The 21,379-nt window shown below is 54.6% G+C and carries 16 protein-coding genes and 3 tRNA genes; 12 read left to right on the top strand and 7 right to left on the bottom strand.

All coding sequences use genetic code 11. The features are described 5' to 3' along the window. Window positions 1–13: 13 nt before the first annotated feature. Complete coding sequence (locus QN378_RS16375) at window positions 14–1,546, top strand: DHA2 family efflux MFS transporter permease subunit (RefSeq protein ID WP_322201842.1); 1,533 nt, start codon at window positions 14–16, stop codon at window positions 1,544–1,546. A 94-nt stretch (window positions 1,547–1,640) separates the two neighbouring features. On the opposite strand, the gene lpxH is transcribed toward QN378_RS16375, so the two are convergent. Beyond that, a complete protein-coding gene (gene lpxH, locus QN378_RS16370) occupies window positions 1,641–2,384 on the bottom strand; it encodes a UDP-2,3-diacylglucosamine diphosphatase (RefSeq protein WP_323547994.1) in 744 nt (247 codons plus the stop codon). Continuing rightward, window positions 2,381–2,881, bottom strand: coding sequence for a peptidylprolyl isomerase (locus tag QN378_RS16365; protein WP_322201846.1), 501 nt, complete (start codon window positions 2,879–2,881; stop codon window positions 2,381–2,383). The genes lpxH and QN378_RS16365 overlap by 4 nt, the downstream gene beginning before the upstream one ends. Window positions 2,882–3,010: 129 nt before the next feature. On the opposite strand from QN378_RS16365, the gene QN378_RS16360 reads away from it, so the two are divergent. Continuing rightward, a complete protein-coding gene (locus QN378_RS16360) occupies window positions 3,011–4,702 on the top strand; it encodes a glutamine--tRNA ligase/YqeY domain fusion protein (RefSeq protein ID WP_322201848.1) in 1,692 nt (563 codons plus the stop codon). A gap of 72 nt (window positions 4,703–4,774) precedes the next feature. Then, entirely contained in the window at window positions 4,775–6,157 is a 1,383-nt protein-coding gene (cysS, locus tag QN378_RS16355) for a cysteine--tRNA ligase (protein ID WP_322201850.1), read from the top strand. A gap of 121 nt (window positions 6,158–6,278) precedes the next feature. On the opposite strand, the gene folD is transcribed toward cysS, so the two are convergent. Further along, a complete protein-coding gene (gene folD / locus QN378_RS16350; protein ID WP_322201852.1) occupies window positions 6,279–7,133 on the bottom strand; it encodes a bifunctional methylenetetrahydrofolate dehydrogenase/methenyltetrahydrofolate cyclohydrolase FolD in 855 nt (284 codons plus the stop codon). A 279-nt stretch (window positions 7,134–7,412) separates the two neighbouring features. Between folD and QN378_RS16345 the strand changes: the two genes are divergently transcribed. From QN378_RS16345 to QN378_RS16305, 9 genes are all read left to right on the top strand, one after another. Then, window positions 7,413–7,489, top strand: a tRNA-Arg gene (locus QN378_RS16345). A gap of 55 nt (window positions 7,490–7,544) precedes the next feature. Next, window positions 7,545–7,620: transfer RNA gene (locus tag QN378_RS16340), tRNA-His, on the top strand. Window positions 7,621–7,677: 57 nt separating this feature from the next. Continuing rightward, window positions 7,678–7,762 (top strand) — tRNA-Leu (locus QN378_RS16335). A 404-nt stretch (window positions 7,763–8,166) separates the two neighbouring features. Continuing rightward, window positions 8,167–9,477: a trigger factor gene (gene tig / locus QN378_RS16330; RefSeq protein WP_322201853.1), complete on the top strand. Its 1,311-nt coding sequence runs from the start codon at window positions 8,167–8,169 to the stop codon at window positions 9,475–9,477. Between the two features lie 90 nt (window positions 9,478–9,567). Beyond that, on the top strand, window positions 9,568–10,209 hold the full coding sequence (gene clpP, locus QN378_RS16325; RefSeq protein WP_297835915.1) for an ATP-dependent Clp endopeptidase proteolytic subunit ClpP: 642 nt from the start codon (window positions 9,568–9,570) through the stop codon (window positions 10,207–10,209). A gap of 105 nt (window positions 10,210–10,314) precedes the next feature. Further along, window positions 10,315–11,598: an ATP-dependent Clp protease ATP-binding subunit ClpX gene (gene clpX / locus QN378_RS16320; RefSeq protein WP_322201855.1), complete on the top strand. Its 1,284-nt coding sequence runs from the start codon at window positions 10,315–10,317 to the stop codon at window positions 11,596–11,598. Between the two features lie 147 nt (window positions 11,599–11,745). Further along, window positions 11,746–14,142 (top strand): endopeptidase La, encoded by a 2,397-nt coding sequence (lon, locus tag QN378_RS16315; RefSeq protein WP_322201857.1) that lies wholly within the window; start codon window positions 11,746–11,748, stop codon window positions 14,140–14,142. Between the two features lie 139 nt (window positions 14,143–14,281). After that, a complete protein-coding gene (locus QN378_RS16310; RefSeq protein ID WP_002552737.1) occupies window positions 14,282–14,554 on the top strand; it encodes an HU family DNA-binding protein in 273 nt (90 codons plus the stop codon). A gap of 227 nt (window positions 14,555–14,781) precedes the next feature. Next, window positions 14,782–16,653: a SurA N-terminal domain-containing protein gene (locus tag QN378_RS16305; protein WP_322201860.1), complete on the top strand. Its 1,872-nt coding sequence runs from the start codon at window positions 14,782–14,784 to the stop codon at window positions 16,651–16,653. Between the two features lie 205 nt (window positions 16,654–16,858). Here QN378_RS16305 and fabI read toward each other — a convergent pair whose 3' ends face one another. From fabI to QN378_RS16285, 4 genes are read right to left on the bottom strand one after another with little or no spacing between them, the layout of a single operon-like run. Continuing rightward, a complete protein-coding gene (gene fabI / locus QN378_RS16300; RefSeq protein ID WP_322201863.1) occupies window positions 16,859–17,653 on the bottom strand; it encodes an enoyl-ACP reductase FabI in 795 nt (264 codons plus the stop codon). 18 nt (window positions 17,654–17,671) lie between these two features. Beyond that, on the bottom strand, window positions 17,672–19,282 hold the full coding sequence (locus QN378_RS16295) for an ABC transporter ATP-binding protein (protein WP_323548296.1): 1,611 nt from the start codon (window positions 19,280–19,282) through the stop codon (window positions 17,672–17,674). A 1-nt stretch (window position 19,283) separates the two neighbouring features. Further along, window positions 19,284–20,303 (bottom strand): ABC transporter permease, encoded by a 1,020-nt coding sequence (locus QN378_RS16290; protein ID WP_322201867.1) that lies wholly within the window; start codon window positions 20,301–20,303, stop codon window positions 19,284–19,286. A gap of 1 nt (window position 20,304) precedes the next feature. Continuing rightward, window positions 20,305–21,378: a microcin C ABC transporter permease YejB gene (locus tag QN378_RS16285; protein WP_322201869.1), complete on the bottom strand. Its 1,074-nt coding sequence runs from the start codon at window positions 21,376–21,378 to the stop codon at window positions 20,305–20,307. Between the last annotated feature and the right edge of the window lies 1 nt (window position 21,379).

The following is a 21,379-nucleotide window of genomic DNA, read 5'->3' as shown; positions in this document are numbered from 1 at the left end:
TAAAGGATTCGCGATGAGCTCGAACGCCCCGGCCTCTTTTACACCGCCCAGTTTGTTGATGTGCACCATCGGCCTGTCGTTGGCGACTTTCATGCAGGTGCTCGACACCACGATTGCCAACGTCGCTTTGCCGACCATCGCCGGTAACCTGGGCGTGAGCTCGGAGCAAGGCACTTGGGTCATTACCTCGTTTGCGGTGAGTAACGCGATTGCGTTGCCGTTGACCGGCTGGCTTAGCCGTAGGGTCGGCGAAGTGAAGCTGTTTATATGGGCCACGATTTTGTTCGTGATGGCCTCGTTCTTATGCGGTATTTCAACATCGATGCCTGAATTGGTGGGTTTTCGGGTGTTGCAAGGGGTGGTCGCCGGGCCGTTGTACCCGATGACGCAGACGCTGTTGATCGCGGTTTACCCTCCGGCGAAAAGGGGGATGGCACTGGCACTGCTGGCGATGGTCACGGTGGTGGCGCCGATTGCCGGTCCGATTTTGGGCGGCTGGATTACTGACAGCTACAGCTGGCCGTGGATCTTCTTCATCAACGTGCCGATTGGTATCTTCGCGGCCTTGGTGGTGCGCTCGCAGATGAGCACTCGGCCGGTGGTCACCAGTCGTCAGCCGATGGATTACGTGGGGTTGATCACGTTGATTATCGGAGTTGGTGCGCTACAAATCGTGCTCGACAAGGGTAATGACCTGGATTGGTTCTCGTCCCATTTCATCATGATCGGGGCGGTGATCTCAGTAATCAGCCTGGCCATCTTTGTTATTTGGGAATTGACCGACAAACATCCTATCGTCAATTTACGTCTGTTCGCTCACCGCAACTTTCGCATTGGCACCATTACCCTGGTAGGCGGCTATTCGGCGTTCTTCGGTATCAATCTATTGCTACCGCAGTGGCTGCAAACGCAGATGGGCTATACCGCGACCTACGCGGGTTTCGCGGTGGCGCCGCTGGGTGTACTGCCGGTGTTGATGTCACCCTTTGTCGGCAAGTACGCGCATAAATTCGACATGCGACTGTTAGCGGGCATCGCCTTTTTCGCGATTGGGCTCAGTTGCTTTATGCGCGCTGACTTCACCAGCCAGGTGGATTTTTATGACATCGCCATGGTGCAGTTGTTCATGGGCGCGGGCGTTGCGCTGTTCTTCATGCCGACCTTGACCATCCTGCTGTCTGATCTGCCGCCCCACCAGATTGCCGACGGCTCCGGGCTTGCGACCTTCCTGCGTAACTTGGGCGGTAGTTTTGCGGCATCGTTGACGACGTGGATCTGGATCCGCCGGGCTGACCAGCACCATGCGTATCTGAGCGAGAGCATCAGCACCTATGAGCCCGCAACTCGCGACGCGATCGCCACATTGGGCGGCGCAAGCAGCAAGGCTTATGCGCAACTGGAAGGGATAGTCAATGCCCAGGCGTACATGATGTCGACCGTGGACTACTTCTACATGCTGGGTTGGTGCTTCTTTGCGTTGATCATCTTGGTGTGGATGGCCAAACCACCGTTCACCGCCAAGGCAGGGCCTCCGGCGGGGCATTAATGTAGAGCCGTAGCGCAAATACCGGTAGGGGCCAATTGGTTGGCGAGAGGCCTGAGGGGATGTCTCAATAAATCGCCTCCCCAACAAGTTGGCTCTACAGAGGAATTGGGTGATCCGGCACAAAATCAAACGCCGCTAACTGAAAACCCTGTTCATCCACCTGCAATGCCCAGCCCTGACGATCCCAATCCCCTAACACAATGCGCGTGGCCGGTTCATCACCGACGTGCAGTTTGTGGATGGCGGGGCGGTGGGTATGGCCGTGGATGAGCGTGTGTACGCCGTATTGCGCCATGATGCGTGGCACTTCTTCCGGTGTAACGTCGACGATGTCATTAGCTTTCATTCGGGTTTGTGTCTGGCTCTCACTGCGCAGTTTGCGCGCGAGCTTATGGCGGGTGCTGAGCGGCAAGTGACGGAGTACAAACAGCGTCAGTGGGTTGCGCAAGTAACGGCGCATGCGCATGTACGCTTCGTCTCGGGTACACAGGCTGTCACCGTGCATTAACAGCACCGGTTCGCCGTTGAACTGCACCACGCTGGGATCGCTCAATAACGTGCATCCCGCTGCTTTGCAGAAGGCGCGCCCGAGCATGAAGTCGCGATTACCGTGCATCAGGAAAATGTTAGTGCCGCTGTCGCTGAGTTGGCGCAGGGCTTGGCAAATCGACACCTGAAAAGGCGACATCGCGTCGTCGCCGATCCACGCTTCGAAGAAGTCGCCGAGGATGTACAGCGCGTCGGCTGCCTTCGCTCGCCCTTCAAGCAGATCAACAAACGCCCGGGTAATGTCCGGGCGTTGTTCTTCCAGGTGCAAATCAGAAATCAGCAAGATCACTCAACGATCTCGGCGTTAGTGATGATCACGTCTTCAGTCGGTACGTCTTGATGACCGGCTTTCATCGTGGTGGCGACGCCTTTGATCTTGTCCACCACGTCGGTTCCTTCGACCACATGACCAAACACGGTGTATCCCCAACCTTGAGCGGTCGGCGCCGTGTGGTTTAGGAATTGGTTATCACCCACGTTAATAAAAAACTGTGAGGAGGCCGAATGCGGCTCCATGGTACGTGCCATGGCGACCGTGTACTTGTCGTTCGAAAGACCGTTGCTGGCTTCGTTCTTGATGGTGGCGCGGGTTTTTTTTTGCGCCATGCCGGGCTCAAAACCACCGCCCTGGATCATGAAATTGCTGATGACCCGATGGAAAACGGTATTGCTGTAATAGCCTTCTTTAACGTACTGCACAAAGTTGGCAACAGTTTCTGGCGCCTTTTCGGCGTTCAGTTCCAAGACGATGTCGCCGTGGTTGGTGCTCAATTTGACTTTGGACATTGAAAAATCGCTCGTTTTGAATTTTTGGAAGAGGCGCGCTGGTCGCAACACCTTGACAGCTTCGGCTATGATAAGCGCTTTGATTTAGTCGGCCTACCCAGGTCGCGCACTTGTACGCCCAAGGATCCTATGAGCAAGCCCACTGACTCCGCTGCGACTTCCAAGGCAGGCCCCGCCGTTCCGACCAATTTTCTGCGCCCTATCGTGCAGGCGGACTTGGATTCGGGCAAGCACACCAAGATCGTGACGCGCTTTCCGCCTGAGCCTAACGGCTATTTGCATATCGGCCACGCCAAAGCGATTTGTGTGAACTTTGGTCTGGCCCAAGAGTTTGGCGGTGAAACGCACCTGCGCTTCGATGACACCAATCCGGCCAAGGAAGATCAGGAGTACATCGACGCTATCGAAAGTGACGTTAAGTGGCTGGGTTTTCAATGGTCCGGCGCCGTGCGCTATGCCTCACAGTATTTCGACCAATTGCACGATTGGGCCGTCGAGCTGATCAAGTCTGGCAAAGCCTACGTCGATGACCTGACCCCCGAGCAAGCGCGCGAATACCGTGGCACCTTGACCGAACCGGGCAAGAACAGCCCCTTCCGTGAGCGCAGTATTGAGGAAAACCTGGACCTGTTCGCCCGCATGAAGGCCGGCGAGTTCATTGACGGCGCTCGTGTGCTGCGGGCCAAGATCGACATGGCCTCGCCGAACATGAACCTGCGCGACCCGATCCTGTATCGCATTCGTCACGCACATCACCACCAGACCGGCGACAAGTGGTGCATTTACCCGATCTACGACTTCACCCACGGGCAGTCGGACGCCATCGAAGGCATCACCCACTCGATCTGCACCCTGGAATTCGAAAGCCATCGCCCACTCTACGACTGGTTCCTCGACAATCTTCCGGTGCCGAGTAAGCCGCGTCAGTATGAGTTCTCGCGCCTGAACCTGAACTACACCATCACCAGCAAGCGCAAGCTCAGGCAGTTGGTCGATGAGAAGCACGTGTTCGGTTGGGATGACCCGCGGATGTCGACTTTGTCGGGGTTTCGTCGTCGCGGTTACACCCCCGCGTCGATTCGCAACTTCTGCGAAATGATCGGCACCAACCGTTCCGACGGCGTGGTGGATTTCGGCATGCTGGAATTCAGTATCCGTGACGACCTCGATCACAGTGCACCACGTGCCATGTGCGTGCTGCGTCCGCTGAAAGTCGTGATCACCAATTATCCGGAAGGTCAGGTCGAGAATCTTCAATTGGCCCGTCACCCTAAAGAAGACATGGGCGTGCGTGAACTGCCGTTTGCCCGTGAAATTTACATCGACCGTGATGACTTCATGGAAGAGCCACCAAAAGGCTACAAACGCCTGGAACCAAATGGCGAAGTGCGTCTGCGTGGCAGCTACGTGATCCGCGCCGACGAAGCGATCAAAGACGCTGACGGCAACATTGTCGAACTGCGTTGCTCTTATGACCCGCAAACACTGGGCAAAAACCCTGAAGGGCGCAAGGTCAAAGGCGTTGTGCATTGGGTGCCTGCAGCCGCCAGCGTTGAATGTGAAGTGCGTTTGTACGATCGCCTGTTCCGTTCGCCAAATCCGGAAAAAGCCGAAGACAGCGCCAGCTTCCTGGACAACATCAACCCTGATTCCCTGCAAGTCCTGACGGGTTGTCGTGCTGAACCGTCATTGGCTCAAGCGCAGCCGGAAGACCGTTTCCAGTTTGAACGCGAAGGTTATTTCTGCGCGGACATCAAAGACTCGAAACCTGGCCAACCGGTCTTCAACCGTACGGTAACTCTACGAGATTCGTGGAGTTAAGCCACGGCACTTGTGGTGGGGGCAGGCTTGCCAGCCCCCACAGGTATCAGCAAACCGGGTTAGGGATTTATCGTGCTTTCGATTTACAACACGCTCAGCAAGAGCAAAGAAGTTTTCACCCCGCTGGACGGCAACAAGGTGCGGATGTACGTATGCGGCATGACCGTTTACGACTTCTGCCACATTGGGCACGGTCGTAGCATGGTGGCGTTCGACTTGGTCACTCGCTGGCTGCGGTTTAGCGGCTATGACCTGACGTATGTACGCAACGTCACGGACATAGACGACAAGATCATCAACCGTGCACGGGACAACGGCGAGTCGTTCGAGGCCCTTACCGCACGCATGATTGCAGCGATGCACGAGGATGAGGCGCGGCTGAACATCTTGCCGCCTGATCTGGAGCCGCGTGCCACCAATCATATCCCCGGCATGCACGCCATGATTCAGACCCTGATCGACAAGGGCTACGCCTATGCGCCGGGTAACGGCGACGTGTATTACCGCGTCGGCAAATTCGTCGGTTACGGCAAGCTATCACGCAAGAAGATCGAAGACCTGCGCATTGGCGCGCGGATCGAAGTGGATGAGTCGAAAGAAGATCCGCTGGACTTCGTTCTCTGGAAAGGCGTCAAACCAGGCGAGCCAAGTTGGGAGTCGCCGTGGGGCGCCGGGCGTCCGGGCTGGCATATTGAGTGCTCGGTGATGTCGACCTGCTGCCTGGGCGAGACCTTCGATATTCATGGTGGCGGCAACGACCTTGAGTTTCCGCATCACGAAAACGAAATCGCCCAGAGCGAGGCTGCTACGGATAAGCCGTACGCCAATACCTGGATGCACTGCGGCATGATTCGCATCAACGGCGAGAAGATGTCCAAGTCGTTGAACAACTTCTTCACCATTCGCGACGTGCTGGAGAAGTATCAGCCGGAAGTGGTGCGCTACCTGTTGGTGTCCAGCCATTACCGCAGCTCGATCAACTACTCCGAAGACAGCCTGAAAGAGTCCAAAGGTGCACTGGAACGGTTTTATCACGCGCTCAAAGGTTTGCCTGCGATGGCTCCGGCCGGCGGTGAAGCGTTTGTTGAACGCTTCTCTGCTGCCATGAATGACGACTTTGGAACTCCAGAAGCCTGCGCGGTGCTGTTCGAGATGGTGCGCGAGATCAACCGCCTGCGTGACACCGATATAAACGCCGCAGCTGGTTTAGCAGCACGTTTGAAAGAGTTGGCCAGTGTGTTGGGTGTCTTGCAGCTTGAGGCCGATGATTTTTTGCGTGCCGGTGCTGAAGGCCGTGTGGACGCGGCCGAAGTTGAAGCGCTGATTCAGGCCCGACTGGCAGCTCGCGCTGGCAAAGACTGGGCTGCCTCCGATCGCATCCGCGACCAACTCACCGCCATGGGCGTGATGCTGGAAGACGGAAAGGGCGGGACGACCTGGCGTTTGGCTGACTGATGCAGTGCGCACAAGCTGCGCACGGCATTACCTGTGAGATCGAAATCATTTACGCCCTGATGCTGTCCATCAGGGCGGCGCAGTGTGCGCAGATAATTCGTTCTCACTGAGGGGATACGGCTCAGATGTGCAGCGTTTCCGCTGCGTACAAGGTGTTTTCCAGTAAGCAGGCACGAGTCATGGGGCCGACGCCGCCTGGAACAGGAGTTATCCATCCTGCTCGGGGCAGCGCAGTTTCGTACACCACGTCGCCCACCAGCTTGCCGTCTTCCTGACGGTTTATACCGACGTCAATAACGATTGCGCCTTTCTTGATCCACTCGCCCTTGACCAGGCCCGGTTTTCCAGCGGCAACCACCACTAGGTCTGCGCGGCCTACATGGCCCGCCAAATCCCGGGTGAAGCGATGGGTAACAGTGACGGTGCAACCCGCTAGTAATAGCTCCATCGCCATGGGGCGCCCAACGATGTTCGAAGCGCCTACCACCACGGCGTCCAGCCCATAGAGGTCAACACCGGTGCTCTCTAGCAGGATAATGATGCCTTTGGGCGTACAAGGGCGGAGCAGGGGAATGCGCTGTGCCAAACGCCCGACGTTATACGGATGGAAACCATCAACGTCTTTGTCCGGGCGAATGCGCTCTAGCAGTTTTGACGCATCAAGGTGTTCAGGCAGGGGTAGCTGCAAGAGCACGCCATCAATGTTGTCGTCGTCGTTGAGACGATCAATCAGATTGGTTAGCTCGTCCTGGGTGGTATATGTGGGCAGATCATAGGCTTGCGAGAGAAAACCAACCTCTTCGCAGTCTTTGCGCTTGTGCGAGACATAAACCTGAGAGGCGGGATCGTTGCCCACCAGAATCACAGCCAGCCCTGGCGTACGCAGGCCCTGCTGGTGACGCTCGGCGACACGTTTGGCGATCTGCTGGCGCAGATTGGCTGCGATCGCTTTACCGTCTATTAGTTTTGCAGTCATTACGCGTGATTAACCGTCGGAAGGGATTGAAAAAGAGCGCGCATTCTCGCATGTCATGACGCAAGGGCAAAGGCGCTTGGTTTGGATATTCTGCTAACTCCTTTATCTAGCTGAATTTTTTTCGAAAAACAGTTGACGCCTATCAGGGCCGTCTATAAGATCCGTCGCACTTGTCGGGCACAGCCTAGCACTGGTCAAGAAAGTCAGGCAGAGTGGTTGGTTAGCTTAGCGTGACTGAAGCTCTTAATTTGTAGTCAGTAAAAGATGCAGATTAAATAAGCGCCCGTAGCTCAGTTGGATAGAGCATCCGCCTTCTAAGCGGATGGTCGCAGGTTCGAGTCCTGCCGGGTGCGCCATTAAGGCAACTTTGGCACAAGTAAGCTGTATGCGGTACCGGTCACACGTTATATGGTGGGCGTAGCTCAGTTGGTAGAGCACGGGATTGTGACTCCCGTTGTCGAGGGTTCGATCCCCTTCGTCCACCCCATATTAGAAAAGGTGCCAGACCTAAACATCTGGCGTCTTCGCTCCAATAGTTTGAAGCGCGGATGTGGTGGAATTGGTAGACACACTGGATTTAGGTTCCAGCGCCGCAAGGTGTGAGAGTTCGAGTCTCTCCGTCCGCACCAAATATAACTTTGCGAATGATGTATTCGCAAAGTAAAAAGAAGCCGCCTAGTGCGGCTTTTTTTGTTTCAACATATTGGGTTTTAGATTTGTAGGCATTGGCTCTAGCTGATTTTATTCGCCGTCAGGCGTGTTTTTGATAGGCGGTTTTGGCTGGAGGTTGGCGGTTGTAAATCGGCGTTTTCTGCTTCCTTTTACAGGGCAGGGCTGCGCCAGACACTTCGCCTGCGCACCGGCTTTAGCTGTTCACAAGGATCGTCGTCGATCCCTCGCGCCGGTTGGACTCCAAGCCTTTTATTTGCCCTTTTTCAGTAGGGTGACTTCTTGAGTTTGACCCTCTAGAATGCATGCCCTTGATTCTGGGGTCGGAAACGGCCGGCTAACGTTTGTGCAACGAGGAATATCCATGCAAGTTTCTGTTGAAAATACTTCCGCTCTTGAACGCCGTATGACCATTGGCGTGCCTGCTGAACGCATCGAGACTGAAGTCAACAAGCGTCTGCAACAAGCGGCCCGTAGTGCCAAGATTCCAGGCTTCCGTCCGGGTAAAGTGCCTATGAGCGTTATCCGTCAGCGTTATGAAGACGGCGCCCGTCAAGAAGCCTTGAGCGAGCTGATTCAGGCAACTTTTTACGAAGCGGTGGTTGAGCAGAAGCTGAACCCGGCTGGCGCTCCGTCTGTAGAGCCAAAAACCTTCGAAAAAGGTAAGGATCTGGAATACATCGCTACCTTTGAAATATTCCCGGAATTCACGGTTGCAGGTTTTGAGTCCATCGCTGTCGAGCGTCTGAGTGCGGACGTGGCTGACTCCGATCTGGATAAAATGCTGGAAATTCTGCGCAAGCAGAATGTTCGTTATGAAGCCGCCGAGCGCGTTGCTCAGAATGACGATCAATTGAATATCGATTTCGCGGGCAAGGTTGACGGTGAAGTATTCGCTGGTGGTTCGGCTACCGGCACCCAGTTGGTACTGGGTTCCGGTCGTATGATTCCGGGTTTCGAAGAAGCCCTGGTCGGTGCTAAAACGGGCGAAGAGCGCGTTTTGAACCTGACCTTCCCGGAAAACTATCAGAATCTTGACCTGGCTAACAAAGCAGTCGAGTTCACCGTGACCGTCAATACCGTCTCTGAGCCTAAATTGCCTGAGCTGAACGAAGAGTTTTTCAATCAGTTCGGCATCAAGGAAACAGGCGTTGAAGGTTTCCGCACTGAAGTTCGTAAGAACATGGAGCGTGAGCTGCGTCAGGCGATTAAATCCAAGATCAAGAACCAGGTGATGGACGGTCTGCTAGCCTCCAATCCGATTGAAGTGCCTAAAGCGTTGCTCGACAACGAAGTCAACCGTCTGCGAGTACAGGCTGTTCAGCAGTTCGGTGGCAACATCAAACCGGACCAGCTGCCTGCAGAGCTGTTCACCGAGCAAGCCAAGCGCCGCGTGGAGCTGGGCCTAATTGTTGCTGAAGTGGTCAAGCAGTTTGACCTCAAGCCTGACGACGCTCGCGTTCGTAGCATGATTCAGGAAATGGCATCGGCTTACCAAGAGCCTGAGCAGGTTGTGTCCTGGTATTACAAGAACGATGAGCAACTGAACGAGGTTCGTTCTGTTGTGCTGGAAGAACAAGTTGTAGATACTGTTTTGCAGAAAGCTAGCGTGACCGACAAATCGGTCTCTTACGAAGAAGCTGTCAAGCCGGTTGAAGCTCCACAAGCCGACTGATCGTTTTCTCGTTCGAAAACACCCATAAGCCAGCCTTCGTGCTGGCTTATGTGTATTCAAGAAATGACTATTTGGGAGTGAATGCAGGACATGTCCCGCAATTCTTATATTCAGCAGAACTCTGACATTCAGGCCGCTGGCGGCTTGGTCCCGATGGTTATCGAGCAGTCCGCCCGTGGCGAACGCGCCTATGACATCTACTCGCGACTCCTTAAAGAGCGGGTGATCTTTCTAGTTGGTCCAGTAGAAGACTACATGGCCAACCTGATTGCGGCGCAGCTGCTGTTCCTTGAAGCCGAAAATCCGGACAAGGACATCCATCTTTACATCAATTCACCAGGCGGTTCGGTGACTGCGGGCATGTCGATTTACGACACCATGCAGTTCATCAAGCCGGATGTGTCGACTATTTGCATCGGTCAGGCTTGCAGCATGGGTGCCTTGCTGTTGGCTGGCGGCGCCGCTAAAAAGCGTTATTGCCTGCCGAATTCGCGAATGATGATTCACCAGCCGTTGGGCGGTTTCCAAGGTCAAGCGTCGGATATCGACATTCATGCCAAGGAAATCCTGTCCATCCGGGCTCGCCTGAATGAAATTCTGGCTCACCATACCGGGCAATCGATTGAGACGATCGAGCAAGATACCAATCGCGACAACTTCATGAGCGCCGAACGCGCTGCTGAATATGGTCTGATCGATCAGGTACTCACTCAGCGTCAAATGGCTAAGTAAGCCGCCTAATCGTGGGTGGTTGGCATTTCTGACCACCTGCGGACTTGAAAAAGCCCGCAATAGCCTTCATCTTGTGTTGCAAGCCTACCGGATTGGATCGATCGAATGACTGACACTCGCAACGGCGAGGACAACGGCAAACTGCTCTATTGCTCCTTCTGTGGCAAAAGCCAGCATGAAGTGCGCAAATTGATTGCCGGCCCCTCGGTTTTTATCTGTGACGAATGCGTCGACCTGTGCAATGACATCATCCGCGAGGAGGTGCAAGAAGCTCAGGCTGAAAGCAGTGCGCACAAATTGCCATCGCCAAAAGAAATCAGCGGCATCCTTGATCAGTATGTGATTGGTCAAGAGCGTGCAAAAAAAGTTTTGGCCGTAGCGGTGTATAACCACTACAAACGCCTCAACCAACGTGACAAAAAAAATGATGATGTTGAGCTGGGTAAAAGTAACATCCTGCTGATCGGCCCTACGGGTTCCGGCAAGACGTTGCTGGCCGAAACATTGGCCCGTTTGCTCAACGTCCCGTTCACAATCGCTGACGCCACCACCCTGACCGAAGCCGGTTATGTGGGTGAGGACGTAGAAAACATCATTCAGAAGCTGTTGCAGAAATGTGACTACGATGTAGAAAAAGCCCAAATGGGTATTGTCTATATCGATGAAATCGATAAGATTTCGCGCAAATCTGACAACCCTTCGATTACTCGCGATGTTTCTGGTGAAGGCGTGCAACAAGCTTTGCTAAAGCTGATCGAAGGCACCGTAGCTTCTGTTCCTCCTCAAGGGGGACGCAAGCATCCACAGCAGGAATTCTTGCAAGTGGATACGCGTAACATTTTGTTCATCTGCGGCGGTGCTTTCTCGGGCCTCGAAAAGGTTATTCAAAGCCGTTCCACTCGTGGCGGCATCGGCTTTAACGCTGAAGTTCGCAGCAAGGAAGAAGGCAAGAAGGTTGGTGAATCGCTGCGTGAGGTCGAGCCAGACGATTTGGTCAAGTTCGGCCTGATCCCGGAATTTGTGGGCCGTCTGCCGGTTCTGGCTACGTTGGACGAATTGGATGAGGCTGCTTTGATGCAGATTCTCACCGAACCGAAAAACGCGCTGACCAAACAGTATGCAAAATTGTTCGAAATGGAAGGCGTAGACCTTGAGTTCCGTGCAGATGCATTGAAGTCTATCGCCAAGCGTGCGCTTGAGCGTAAGACTGGCGCTCGTGGACTGCGCTCCATTCTTGAGGGCGTTCTGCTCGACACTATGTACGAGATCCCTTCGCAATCCGAAGTGAGCAAGGTAGTGATCGACGAGAGCGTCATCGAGGGCACGTCCAAGCCGCTGTTGATCTATGAAAACAGCGAGCCGCCTGCCAAGGTTGCTCCGGACGCGTAAGTAGTAATATGTAATGAAAAGGGGGCCTTCGGGGCCCCTTTTTCTTTATCTGCTTCAACGCTTGTTTTTTTGGGAATCTACCCCCATCTTGGTTTCAAGCTTAATTCTATCTGTCCGCGGCCTTGTGGCCGCCGTAGAGGCGAAATCATGAAGACAACCATCGAATTGCCTCTCTTGCCATTGCGTGATGTTGTGGTTTATCCGCATATGGTTATCCCGCTGTTTGTGGGACGTGAGAAGTCTATCGAAGCCCTTGAGGCCGCGATGACCGGTGACAAGCAAATTCTCTTGCTTGCTCAGAGAAATCCCGCAGATGACGATCCAGGTGAAGAGGCGCTTTATAGCGTCGGCACTGTTGCAACGGTATTGCAGTTGCTCAAACTGCCTGACGGCACCGTCAAGGTGCTGGTTGAAGGTGAGCAGCGTGGAACCGTCGAGCGCTTCATCGAGGTTGACGGTCATTGCCGCGCTGAAGTAGCGCTGATCGAAGAGGTGGATGCACCCGATCGCGAGTCCGAAGTGTTTGTGCGTAGCCTGCTGGCTCAGTTCGAACAATACGTGCAGTTGGGCAAAAAAGTGCCCGCTGAAGTTCTGTCTTCGCTTAACAGTATTGATGAACCAGGTCGCCTGGTAGACACCATGTCCGCGCACATGGCGTTGAAAATCGAACAGAAGCAGGAAATTTTGGAGATCGTTGATCTTTCTGAGCGTGTCGAGCACGTGTTGGCGTTACTGGACGCTGAGATTGATCTGCTGCAGGTTGAGAAACGCATACGCGGCCGCGTCAAAAAGCAGATGGAACGCAGCCAGCGGGAGTATTACCTGAATGAGCAGATGAAGGCTATTCAGAAAGAATTGGGCGACAGTGATGAAAGTCACAACGAAATCGAAGACCTTAAAAAGCGCATCGATGCGGCCGGTTTGCCCAAGGATGCCCTGACCAAAGCCCTGGCTGAGCTGAACAAGCTCAAGCAGATGTCGCCGATGTCCGCTGAAGCCACGGTGGTTCGTTCTTACATCGATTGGCTGGTGCAGGTGCCGTGGAAGGCGCAGAGCAAGGTGCGTTTGGACTTGGCCCGCGCGGAGGATATTCTTGATGCCGACCACTACGGTCTGGATGAAGTCAAAGAACGCATCCTCGAATACCTCGCTGTTCAAAAGCGCGTGAAGAAGATCCGTGGCCCGGTGCTTTGTCTGGTGGGTCCCCCTGGTGTAGGTAAAACTTCCCTAGCGGAGTCGATTGCCCATGCAACTAATCGTAAATTCGTACGAATGGCGTTGGGTGGTGTGCGTGATGAAGCTGAGATCCGTGGTCACCGCCGGACGTATATCGGTTCGATGCCAGGAAGGTTGATACAGAAGATGACAAAGGTGGGCGTTCGCAACCCGCTGTTCTTGCTTGATGAAATCGACAAAATGGGCAGTGACATGCGTGGCGATCCCGCTTCGGCATTGCTTGAAGTGCTTGACCCAGAGCAGAACCACGCCTTCAACGACCATTATCTGGAAGTCGATTACGACCTTTCCGATGTGATGTTCCTGTGCACGGCGAACTCGATGAATATACCTGCAGCCTTGTTGGACCGGATGGAGGTCATCCGTCTGCCTGGCTACACTGAAGATGAAAAAATTAACATTGCGGTCAAATATTTATCGCCTAAACAGATTCAGGCTAATGGCCTGAAGAAAGGCGAAATCGAGTTTGACGAAGAAGCTATCCGTGACATCGTGCGTTATTACACTCGCGAGGCTGGGGTGCGGAGTCTGGAGCGGCAAATAGCGAAAATTTGCCGCAAGGCCGTTAAAGAACATGCGCTAGAAAAACGTTTCTCGATTCGGGTAACCGCTGAAATGCTCGAGGATTTCCTTGGCGTTCGCAAATTCCGATACGGTTTGGCTGAAGTTCAGGACCAAATCGGTCAGGTAACCGGCCTGGCTTGGACTCAAGTGGGGGGCGAATTGCTGACCATCGAAGCAGCGGTTGTTCCAGGTAAAGGACAACTCATAAAGACCGGTTCACTGGGTGACGTAATGGTTGAATCCATCACGGCTGCGCTGACGGTTGTGCGCAGTCGAGCCAAAAGTTTGGGAATCCCTCTGGACTTCCATGAGAAGCGCGACACTCATATCCACATGCCGGAAGGGGCGACCCCTAAAGACGGTCCTAGCGCAGGCGTAGGCATGTGCACGGCACTTGTTTCAGCTCTTACACAGATACCCGTGCGTGCTGACGTGGCAATGACGGGTGAAATTACCCTGCGGGGGCAGGTTTTAGCCATCGGCGGTTTGAAGGAAAAGCTGCTAGCGGCTCACCGAGGCGGGATCAAAACAGTGATTATCCCTGAGGAGAACGTACGGGATTTGAAGGAGATTCCGGACAATATCAAACGGGACTTGCAGATTAAACCGGTTAAATGGATTGACGAGGTCCTGCAAATTGCGCTGCAATACGCGCCACAGCCCTTGCCAGATGTGGCTCCTGAACTGGTAGCCAAGGATGAAAAGCGTGAGTCTGACGCTAAGGGCAGAATTAGCACGCATTAGTCTGCACGGCCTTCCTTGACACCTTTTTAGAGCCCTTGTTATAAAGCGGCTCTAAAAGAGTCTGCAGGCATTCAGCACTCGTTTTGCTTAATACCAAAAACTTAGAAACGTACTCAAAATAGATATAAGGGGACTTAGAGTGAACAAGTCGGAACTGATTGATGCTATCGCTGCATCTGCTGATATCCCGAAAGCTGCTGCTGGCCGTGCGCTGGACGCAGTAATCGAATCCGTCACTGGCGCTCTTAAGGCTGGCGACTCCGTTGTACTGGTAGGTTTCGGTACGTTCTCCGTAACTGACCGTCCTGCTCGTATCGGTCGCAACCCTCAAACCGGTAAGACGCTAGAAATTGCAGCGGCTAAAAAGCCAGGTTTCAAAGCCGGCAAAGCGCTGAAAGAAGCTGTTAACTAAGTTCCTTTCAAGCTTCTGCCTATCCAGTCAGAAACATTTCTGTCTGGCAGCGGAGCGGCAGGTCAACCGGCTCAAGTGCCGTGTTTGCCCACGGAGGTCGCGGATTCGAGCCTCGACCGCTCCGCCAGTTACGAGAAGGCGCATCCTCGGATGCGCCTTTCTTCTTTCCGGATTCTACCCACGCTCCGCGGTTGGTTTAATTCAGTACAACCGTTTCTGGGGGACGCATGCTGCAGAATATCAGGGATAACTCCCAAGGCTGGATTGCCAAGACAATCATTGGCGTCATCGTGGCGCTCATGGCATTGACCGGCTTCGATGCGCTTTTTCGGGCTACGAGCACCAGTCAGGATGCTGCCAAGGTCAATGGCGAAGAGATCACTCAAAGCGAGCTGAGCCAGGCGGTTGAGATACAGCGTCGACAGCTCGCGCAACAGCTGGGCAAGGATTTCGATCCTGCACTTCTGGACGAAAAAATGTTGCACGACTCGGCCCTTAAAGGCTTGGTTGATCGCAAGCTGTTGCTTGAAAGCGCCGCCGATTCCAAATTCGGTTTCTCCGAAGCAGCGCTGGATCAACAGATTTTGCAGACACCTGAGTTTCAGGTGGACGGCAAATTTAATCCTGACCGCTTCGATCAGGTTATCCGCCAGTTAGGCTTTAGCCGTTTGCAGTTCCGCCAGATGATGGCTCAGGAAATGTTGATTGGTCAGGTGCGCGCCGGTATGGCGGGCAGCAGTTTCGTAACCAACGCCCAGGTTGACGCGTTCGCCCGTCTGGAAAAGCAGACACGTGATCTCGCCACGTTGACGTTTGCTCCTGATATGGCGGCGGCAAAAGTGACCGATGCTGAAGTCAAAGCGCACTACGATGAGCACGCCAAAGAGTTCATGAGCCCAGAGCAGGTCGTGCTGGATTTCATTGAATTGAAGAAGTCCGCCTTCTTTGATCAGGTTGAAGTCAAGGACGCCGATTTGCAGGCAGCGTATCAGAAAGAAATCGGCAACCTCGCCGAGCAGCGCCGTGCTGCGCATATTCTGATCGAAGTGAACGACAAGATGACCGATGCACAAGCCAAGGCCAAGATAGAAGAGATTCAAAAGCGCTTGGTAAAAGGTGAAGATTTTGCGGCGTTGGCCAAAGAGTTCTCACAGGATTTCGGTTCATCCAGTAAAGGCGGGGACTTGGGTTACGCAGGTGAGGGTGTTTACGATCCCGCGTTTGAAAAAGCATTGTATGACCTGAAGAAAGACCAGGTGTCTGCTCCGGTGCGCAGCAGTTTCGGCTGGCACTTGATCAAGCTGTTGGGTGTTGAAGCCCCGTCTGTTCCGAGTTTCGCCAGTTTGAAAAGCAAGCTGACCCATGAGCTGAAATCGCAGCAGGTTGAGCAGCGTTATGTTGATGCAACCAAAAAGCTTGAAGATTCGGCGTTCGAGGCGTCGGATCTGACGCAGCCAGCCCAAGAGCTGGGGTTGAAAGTGCAAACTGCTGCGCCGTTCGGTCGTGAAGGCGGCGAAGGTATTACAGCTAACCGCGCGGTGATCCAGGCTGCGTTTAGTCGGGAAGTGCTTGAGGATGGCTCCAACAGTGCCGCTCTTGAGCTTGATCCGGAAACGGCTGTAGTGGTGCGGGTCAGGGAGCACCGCCAGCCAGAGCAGTTGCCGTTGGAGAGCGTTGCTGGCAGCATTCGTACGCAGTTGATGAAGAATCACGCCAGCGATGCAGTCAAGGTCAAAGGCGAAGCCTTGTTGGCCGGCCTGCGCGACGGCAAGGTACCGTTTGCGGTAAAGCAGGATGGCCAAAGCTGGAAAGTGCTTGAGGCCGTGAGCCGCAGTCAGGAAGGTGTTGATCCTGCGGTGCTGCAAGCGCTTTTCCGTATGCCTAAGCCAGAAGGTAAAGGTAAGCCGGTCTACAAAAGCCTTAAAACTGCTGACGGTAGCTTCGTGATCTTGCGCCTTAACGGTGTCAATCAAGCCGCAGCGCCGACAGATGAAGAAAAGGTTCAGTACCGCCGCTTCCTCGCTTCGCGCGCGGGTCAGCAAGATTTTGCTGCTTACCGTGCACAATTGGAAAGCCAAGCCAAGATCAAACGTTACTAACGTCTGATCCAGCGACAAAAGAAGGCCGCTCTTTGAGCGGCCTTCTTTTTAACTTTTGCCCAGCCTTTCAGGTAACGGCGTGCCTAAAGAGGTTATCGGTTTTCTGTGGGAGCGACTTCGTTTGCGCAAAGGCATCGCGACGCTCCCGATCTCAATAAAAAGCCCGCAACTCCTAAGAGCAGCGGGCTTTTTCGCCTAACTAAAATCAGTCTTCGAGGTTGCCCATCGCGGTGGTGTTGAAACCGCCGTCGACGTACATAATCTCGCCGCTGATGCCGGACGCCAGATCGGAGCACAGGAAGGCGCCAGCGTTGCCGACTTCATCGATGGTCACGTTGCGACGCAGTGGGGTTTGCGCTTCATTAGCCGCGAGCATTTTGCGGAAATTTTTGATACCAGAAGCAGCCAAGGTACGGATCGGGCCAGCCGATACCGCATTGACGCGCGTGCCTTCCGGGCCAAGGCTGCCGGCCAGGTAACGTACACCCGCTTCCAGGCTGGCTTTGGCCATGCCCATCACGTTGTAGTTAGGCATGGTGCGCTCTGCCCCCAAGTACGACAGGGTCAGCAGGCTGCCATTGCGGCCTTTCATCATTTCACGGCCGGCTTTGGCTAACGCCACGAAGCTGTAGGCGCTGATGTCGTGAGCGATGCGGAAGCCTTCGCGGGTGGTTGCTTGGGTGAAGTCACCGTCAAGCTGGTCACCTGGAGCGAAGCCTACCGAGTGGACGATCACGTCCAGGCCGTCCCACTTCTTGCTCAGCTCTTCGAAGACCTTGGCGATCTCTTCGTCGCTGGCCACGTCGCAAGGGAAGCACAGTTCAGGGTTTGAACCCCAGCCTGCAGCAAACTCTTCGACACGACCTTTCAATTTTTCGTTCTGATACGTGAAGGCCAGCTCTGCGCCCTCGCGATGCATGGCGGCAGCAATGCCGGATGCGATGGACAGTTTGCTAGCGACACCGACGATCAGGACGCGCTTACCGGCGAGAAAACCCATGTGTTGTTCCTCTTCAGGTTAATCGACAGCTACCGGCGCCAAAAAGGCGGCCTCCAGCAGCTGCTGTGTATAGGGATGTTGCGGCGCGGAAAAAATGCTGCGCGCCGAACCTTGCTCAACGACTTGCCCTTGTTTGATCACCATTAACTGGTGGCTCAACGCTTTGACTACCGCCAGGTCATGGCTGATAAACAAATAGGTCAGGTTGTACTTTCTTTGCAGTGACCGCAGCAGCTCCACTACTTGGCGCTGAACGGTCCGGTCAAGCGCCGAAGTGGGCTCGTCCAGCAAAATCAGCGCCGGTTTTAACACTAATGCCCGGGCAATGGCGATTCTCTGCCGCTGCCCACCGGAAAATTCATGGGGGTAGCGGTGCCGAGTCTCCGGATCCAGACCTACCTCCTTAAGCGCCTCAATGATCGCGCTTTCCTGCTCGGTCGGGGTGCCCATGCGATGAATGCGCAGGCCCTCACCGACAATTTCACTCACCGTCATGCGTGGGCTCAGGCTGCCAAACGGGTCCTGAAACACCACCTGCATTTGCCGACGCAGGGGACGTATCTGCTGCTGCGTCAGGCAGTCTAGCGTTTTGCCTTGAAACCGTATCGCACCTTGGCTCCCGATCAGCCTGAGAATCGCCAGGCCCATGGTCGATTTGCCCGAGCCGCTTTCACCGACAATTCCCAGTGTCTGCCCTTGGAGCAGGCTGAAGTTAATGCCGTCCACCGCTTTGACATGATCGACAGTGTGCTTGAACAGCCCCTTCTTGATCGGAAACCAGACGCGCAGGTCTTCTACTTCAAGTAACGGGGCGCCTGCAATCGTGTTCGCCGGGCTTCCGCTTGGCTCTGCACCGAGCAGTACTTGGGTGTACGGATGCTGCGGTGAACGGAACAGCTGCTCACAGGACGCTTGTTCGACGATACAACCGCGCTGCATGACACATACGCGATGCGCAATTTGCCGTACCAGGTTCAAATCGTGGCTGATCAACAGCAGCGCCATGCCCAACCGGGCCTGTAATTCCTTGAGCAGTTCGAGGATTTTCAGTTGCACCGTGACGTCCAGCGCGGTGGTCGGTTCGTCGGCAATCAACAGTTCGGGTTCGTTAGCGAGGGCCATGGCAATCATTACACGCTGTCGCTGGCCGCCTGAGAGCTCGTGTGGCAGGGCTTTGAGTCTTTTGTGTGGCTCATTGATACCAACCAACTCAAGCAGCTCTAGCGTCCGCACAGTGGCCGCCTTGCCTTGCAAGCCCTTATGCAGGTTAAGCACTTCGTTGACCTGTTTTTCGATGGACTGCAACGGGTTCAGCGAGGTCATGGGTTCTTGAAAAACCATCGCGATCCGGTTGCCACGAATCGCACGCAGGCGTTTCTCACTGAGCTTGAGCAAGTCATGCCCGGCGTAATAAATCATCCCGCTGGGATGGCGTGCCAGCGGGTAGGGCAGCAGGCGCAATATTGAATGCGCGATGACAGACTTGCCCGACCCGCTTTCGCCGACCAACGCCAGGGTTTCGCCGCGACGGATATCGAAACTGATGCCCTCGACAACTCGATGGATATTTCCGTCGGCTACAAACTCGACGGCGAGATCACGGACTTCGATCAAATTGTCCTTGTTCATCTCATTTCCTTGGGTCAAAAGCGTCGCGGGCGGACTCGCCGATGAACACCAGCAAGCTGAGCATCAGGGCCAACACAGCGAACGCGCTGATTCCGAGCCATGGCGCCTGTAAATTGGATTTACCTTGCGCCACCAGCTCGCCCAGCGACGGCGAGCCAGCGGGCAGACCAAAGCCAAGAAAATCCAGTGCGGTCAGGGTGCCTATAGCGCCGGTCAGGATGAACGGCATGAAGGTCATGGTGGAGACCATGGCGTTGGGCAATATATGTCGAAACATAATCGCTACATTCTGCATACCCAATGCCCGCGCCGCGCGCACATATTCCAGGTTGCGCCCACGCAGAAATTCGGCACGTACCACGTCTACCAGGCTCATCCAGGAGAACAGCAGCATGATGCCCAGCAGCCACCAAAAGTTGGGTTGGACGAAACTTGCCAGGATGATCAGTAAGTAAAGCACCGGCAACCCGGACCAGATTTCCAGAAAGCGCTGGCCGACCAAATCCACCCAGCCACCGTAAAAGCCCTGAAGCGCGCCAGCGATGACGCCGATGATGGAGCTAAGAATCGTCAACGTCAGTGCAAACAACACCGAGACGCGGAAGCCGTAGATCACTCGAGCCAGTACATCGCGGCCTTGGTCATCGGTGCCGAAGTAGTTTTCCGACGAGGGCGGACCGGGCGCCGGAACTTTCAGGTCGTAGTTAATGCTTTGGTAACTGAACGGGATCGGTGCCCAAAGAGTCCAGGCGTCTTTGGTCTTCATCAACTCCTTGATGTACGGGCTTTTGTAATTGGCTTCCAACGGGAATTCGCCGCCGAACGTGGTCTCGGGATAACGCTTGAACACCGGGAAATACCATTCGCCGTCGTAACGCACGGCCAGCGGTTTGTCATTGGCGATTAGTTCGGCGCCGAGGCTCAGGCCGAACAACACCAGAAACAACCACAGCGACCACCAGCCACGCTTGTTGGCTTTGAAGCGGGCGAAGCGGCGACGATTGAGCGGTGAGAGCGTCATATCAGTGCTCCCTGCTTTCGAAGTCTATACGCGGGTCGACCAGCGTATAGGTAATGTCGCCGATCAATTTCACTACCAGTCCGAGCAGGGTAAAGATAAACAAAGTGCCGAACACCACGGGATAGTCGCGGTTGATCGCCGCTTCGAAACTCATCAATCCCAGTCCGTCGAGGGAGAAAATTACCTCCACCAACAGCGAGCCAGTGAAGAAGATGCCAATGAACGCAGACGGGAAGCCGGCGATGACCAACAGCATTGCGTTTCGGAACACATGGCCATATAGGACAGCCCGCTGACTCAAGCCCTTGGCCTTGGCCGTGACCACGTACTGCTTACCGATTTCATCAAGGAAGCTGTTTTTGGTCAGCAAGGTCATGGTCGCGAAGTTGCCGATTACCAGCGCGGTTACCGGCAATGCCAAATGCCAGAAGTAATCCAGAATCTTGCCGCCCCAACTGAGTCCGTCGAAGTTGTTCGAGGTAAGGCCGCGTAACGGGAACCAGTCGAAATAGCTACCGCCGGCGAAGACCACGATCAGCAATATCGCAAAAAGGAAGGCTGGAATCGCGTAACCGATAATGATTGCCGTGCTGGTCCACACGTCGAAATGGCTGCCATGGCGCATGGCTTTGGCGATCCCCAGTGGGATCGACACCAGATACATGATCAACGTGCTCCACAGCCCGAGAGAAATTGAGACCGGCATTTTCTCTTTGATCAGATCTATTACTTTGGCGTCGCGAAAAAAGCTGTCACCGAAATCCAGGGCGGCGTAGTGCTTGATCATGATCCATAGCCGTTGCGGCGCGGATTTGTCAAAGCCGTACATGTGCTCGATTTCTTTTATCAGCGCCGGGTCTAGACCTTGGGCGCCGCGATAGCTGGAACCGGCCACCGACACTTCGGCACCACCGCCAGCGATTCGACTCGTGGCGCCGTCAAAGCCTTCGATTTTGGCAATCATTTGTTCTACTGGACCGCCGGGGGCGGCTTGGATGATGACGAAGTTGATCAACAATATGCCGAACAGCGTGGGGATTATCAGCAGTAAGCGCCGAAATATATAGGCCAGCATC

This window comes from Pseudomonas sp. 10S5, assembly GCF_035019745.1.
GTDB lineage: Bacteria > Pseudomonadota > Gammaproteobacteria > Pseudomonadales > Pseudomonadaceae > Aquipseudomonas.
The sequence above is the reverse complement of the archived record's forward strand: the minus strand, read 5'-3'. Positions and strand labels throughout refer to the sequence as shown.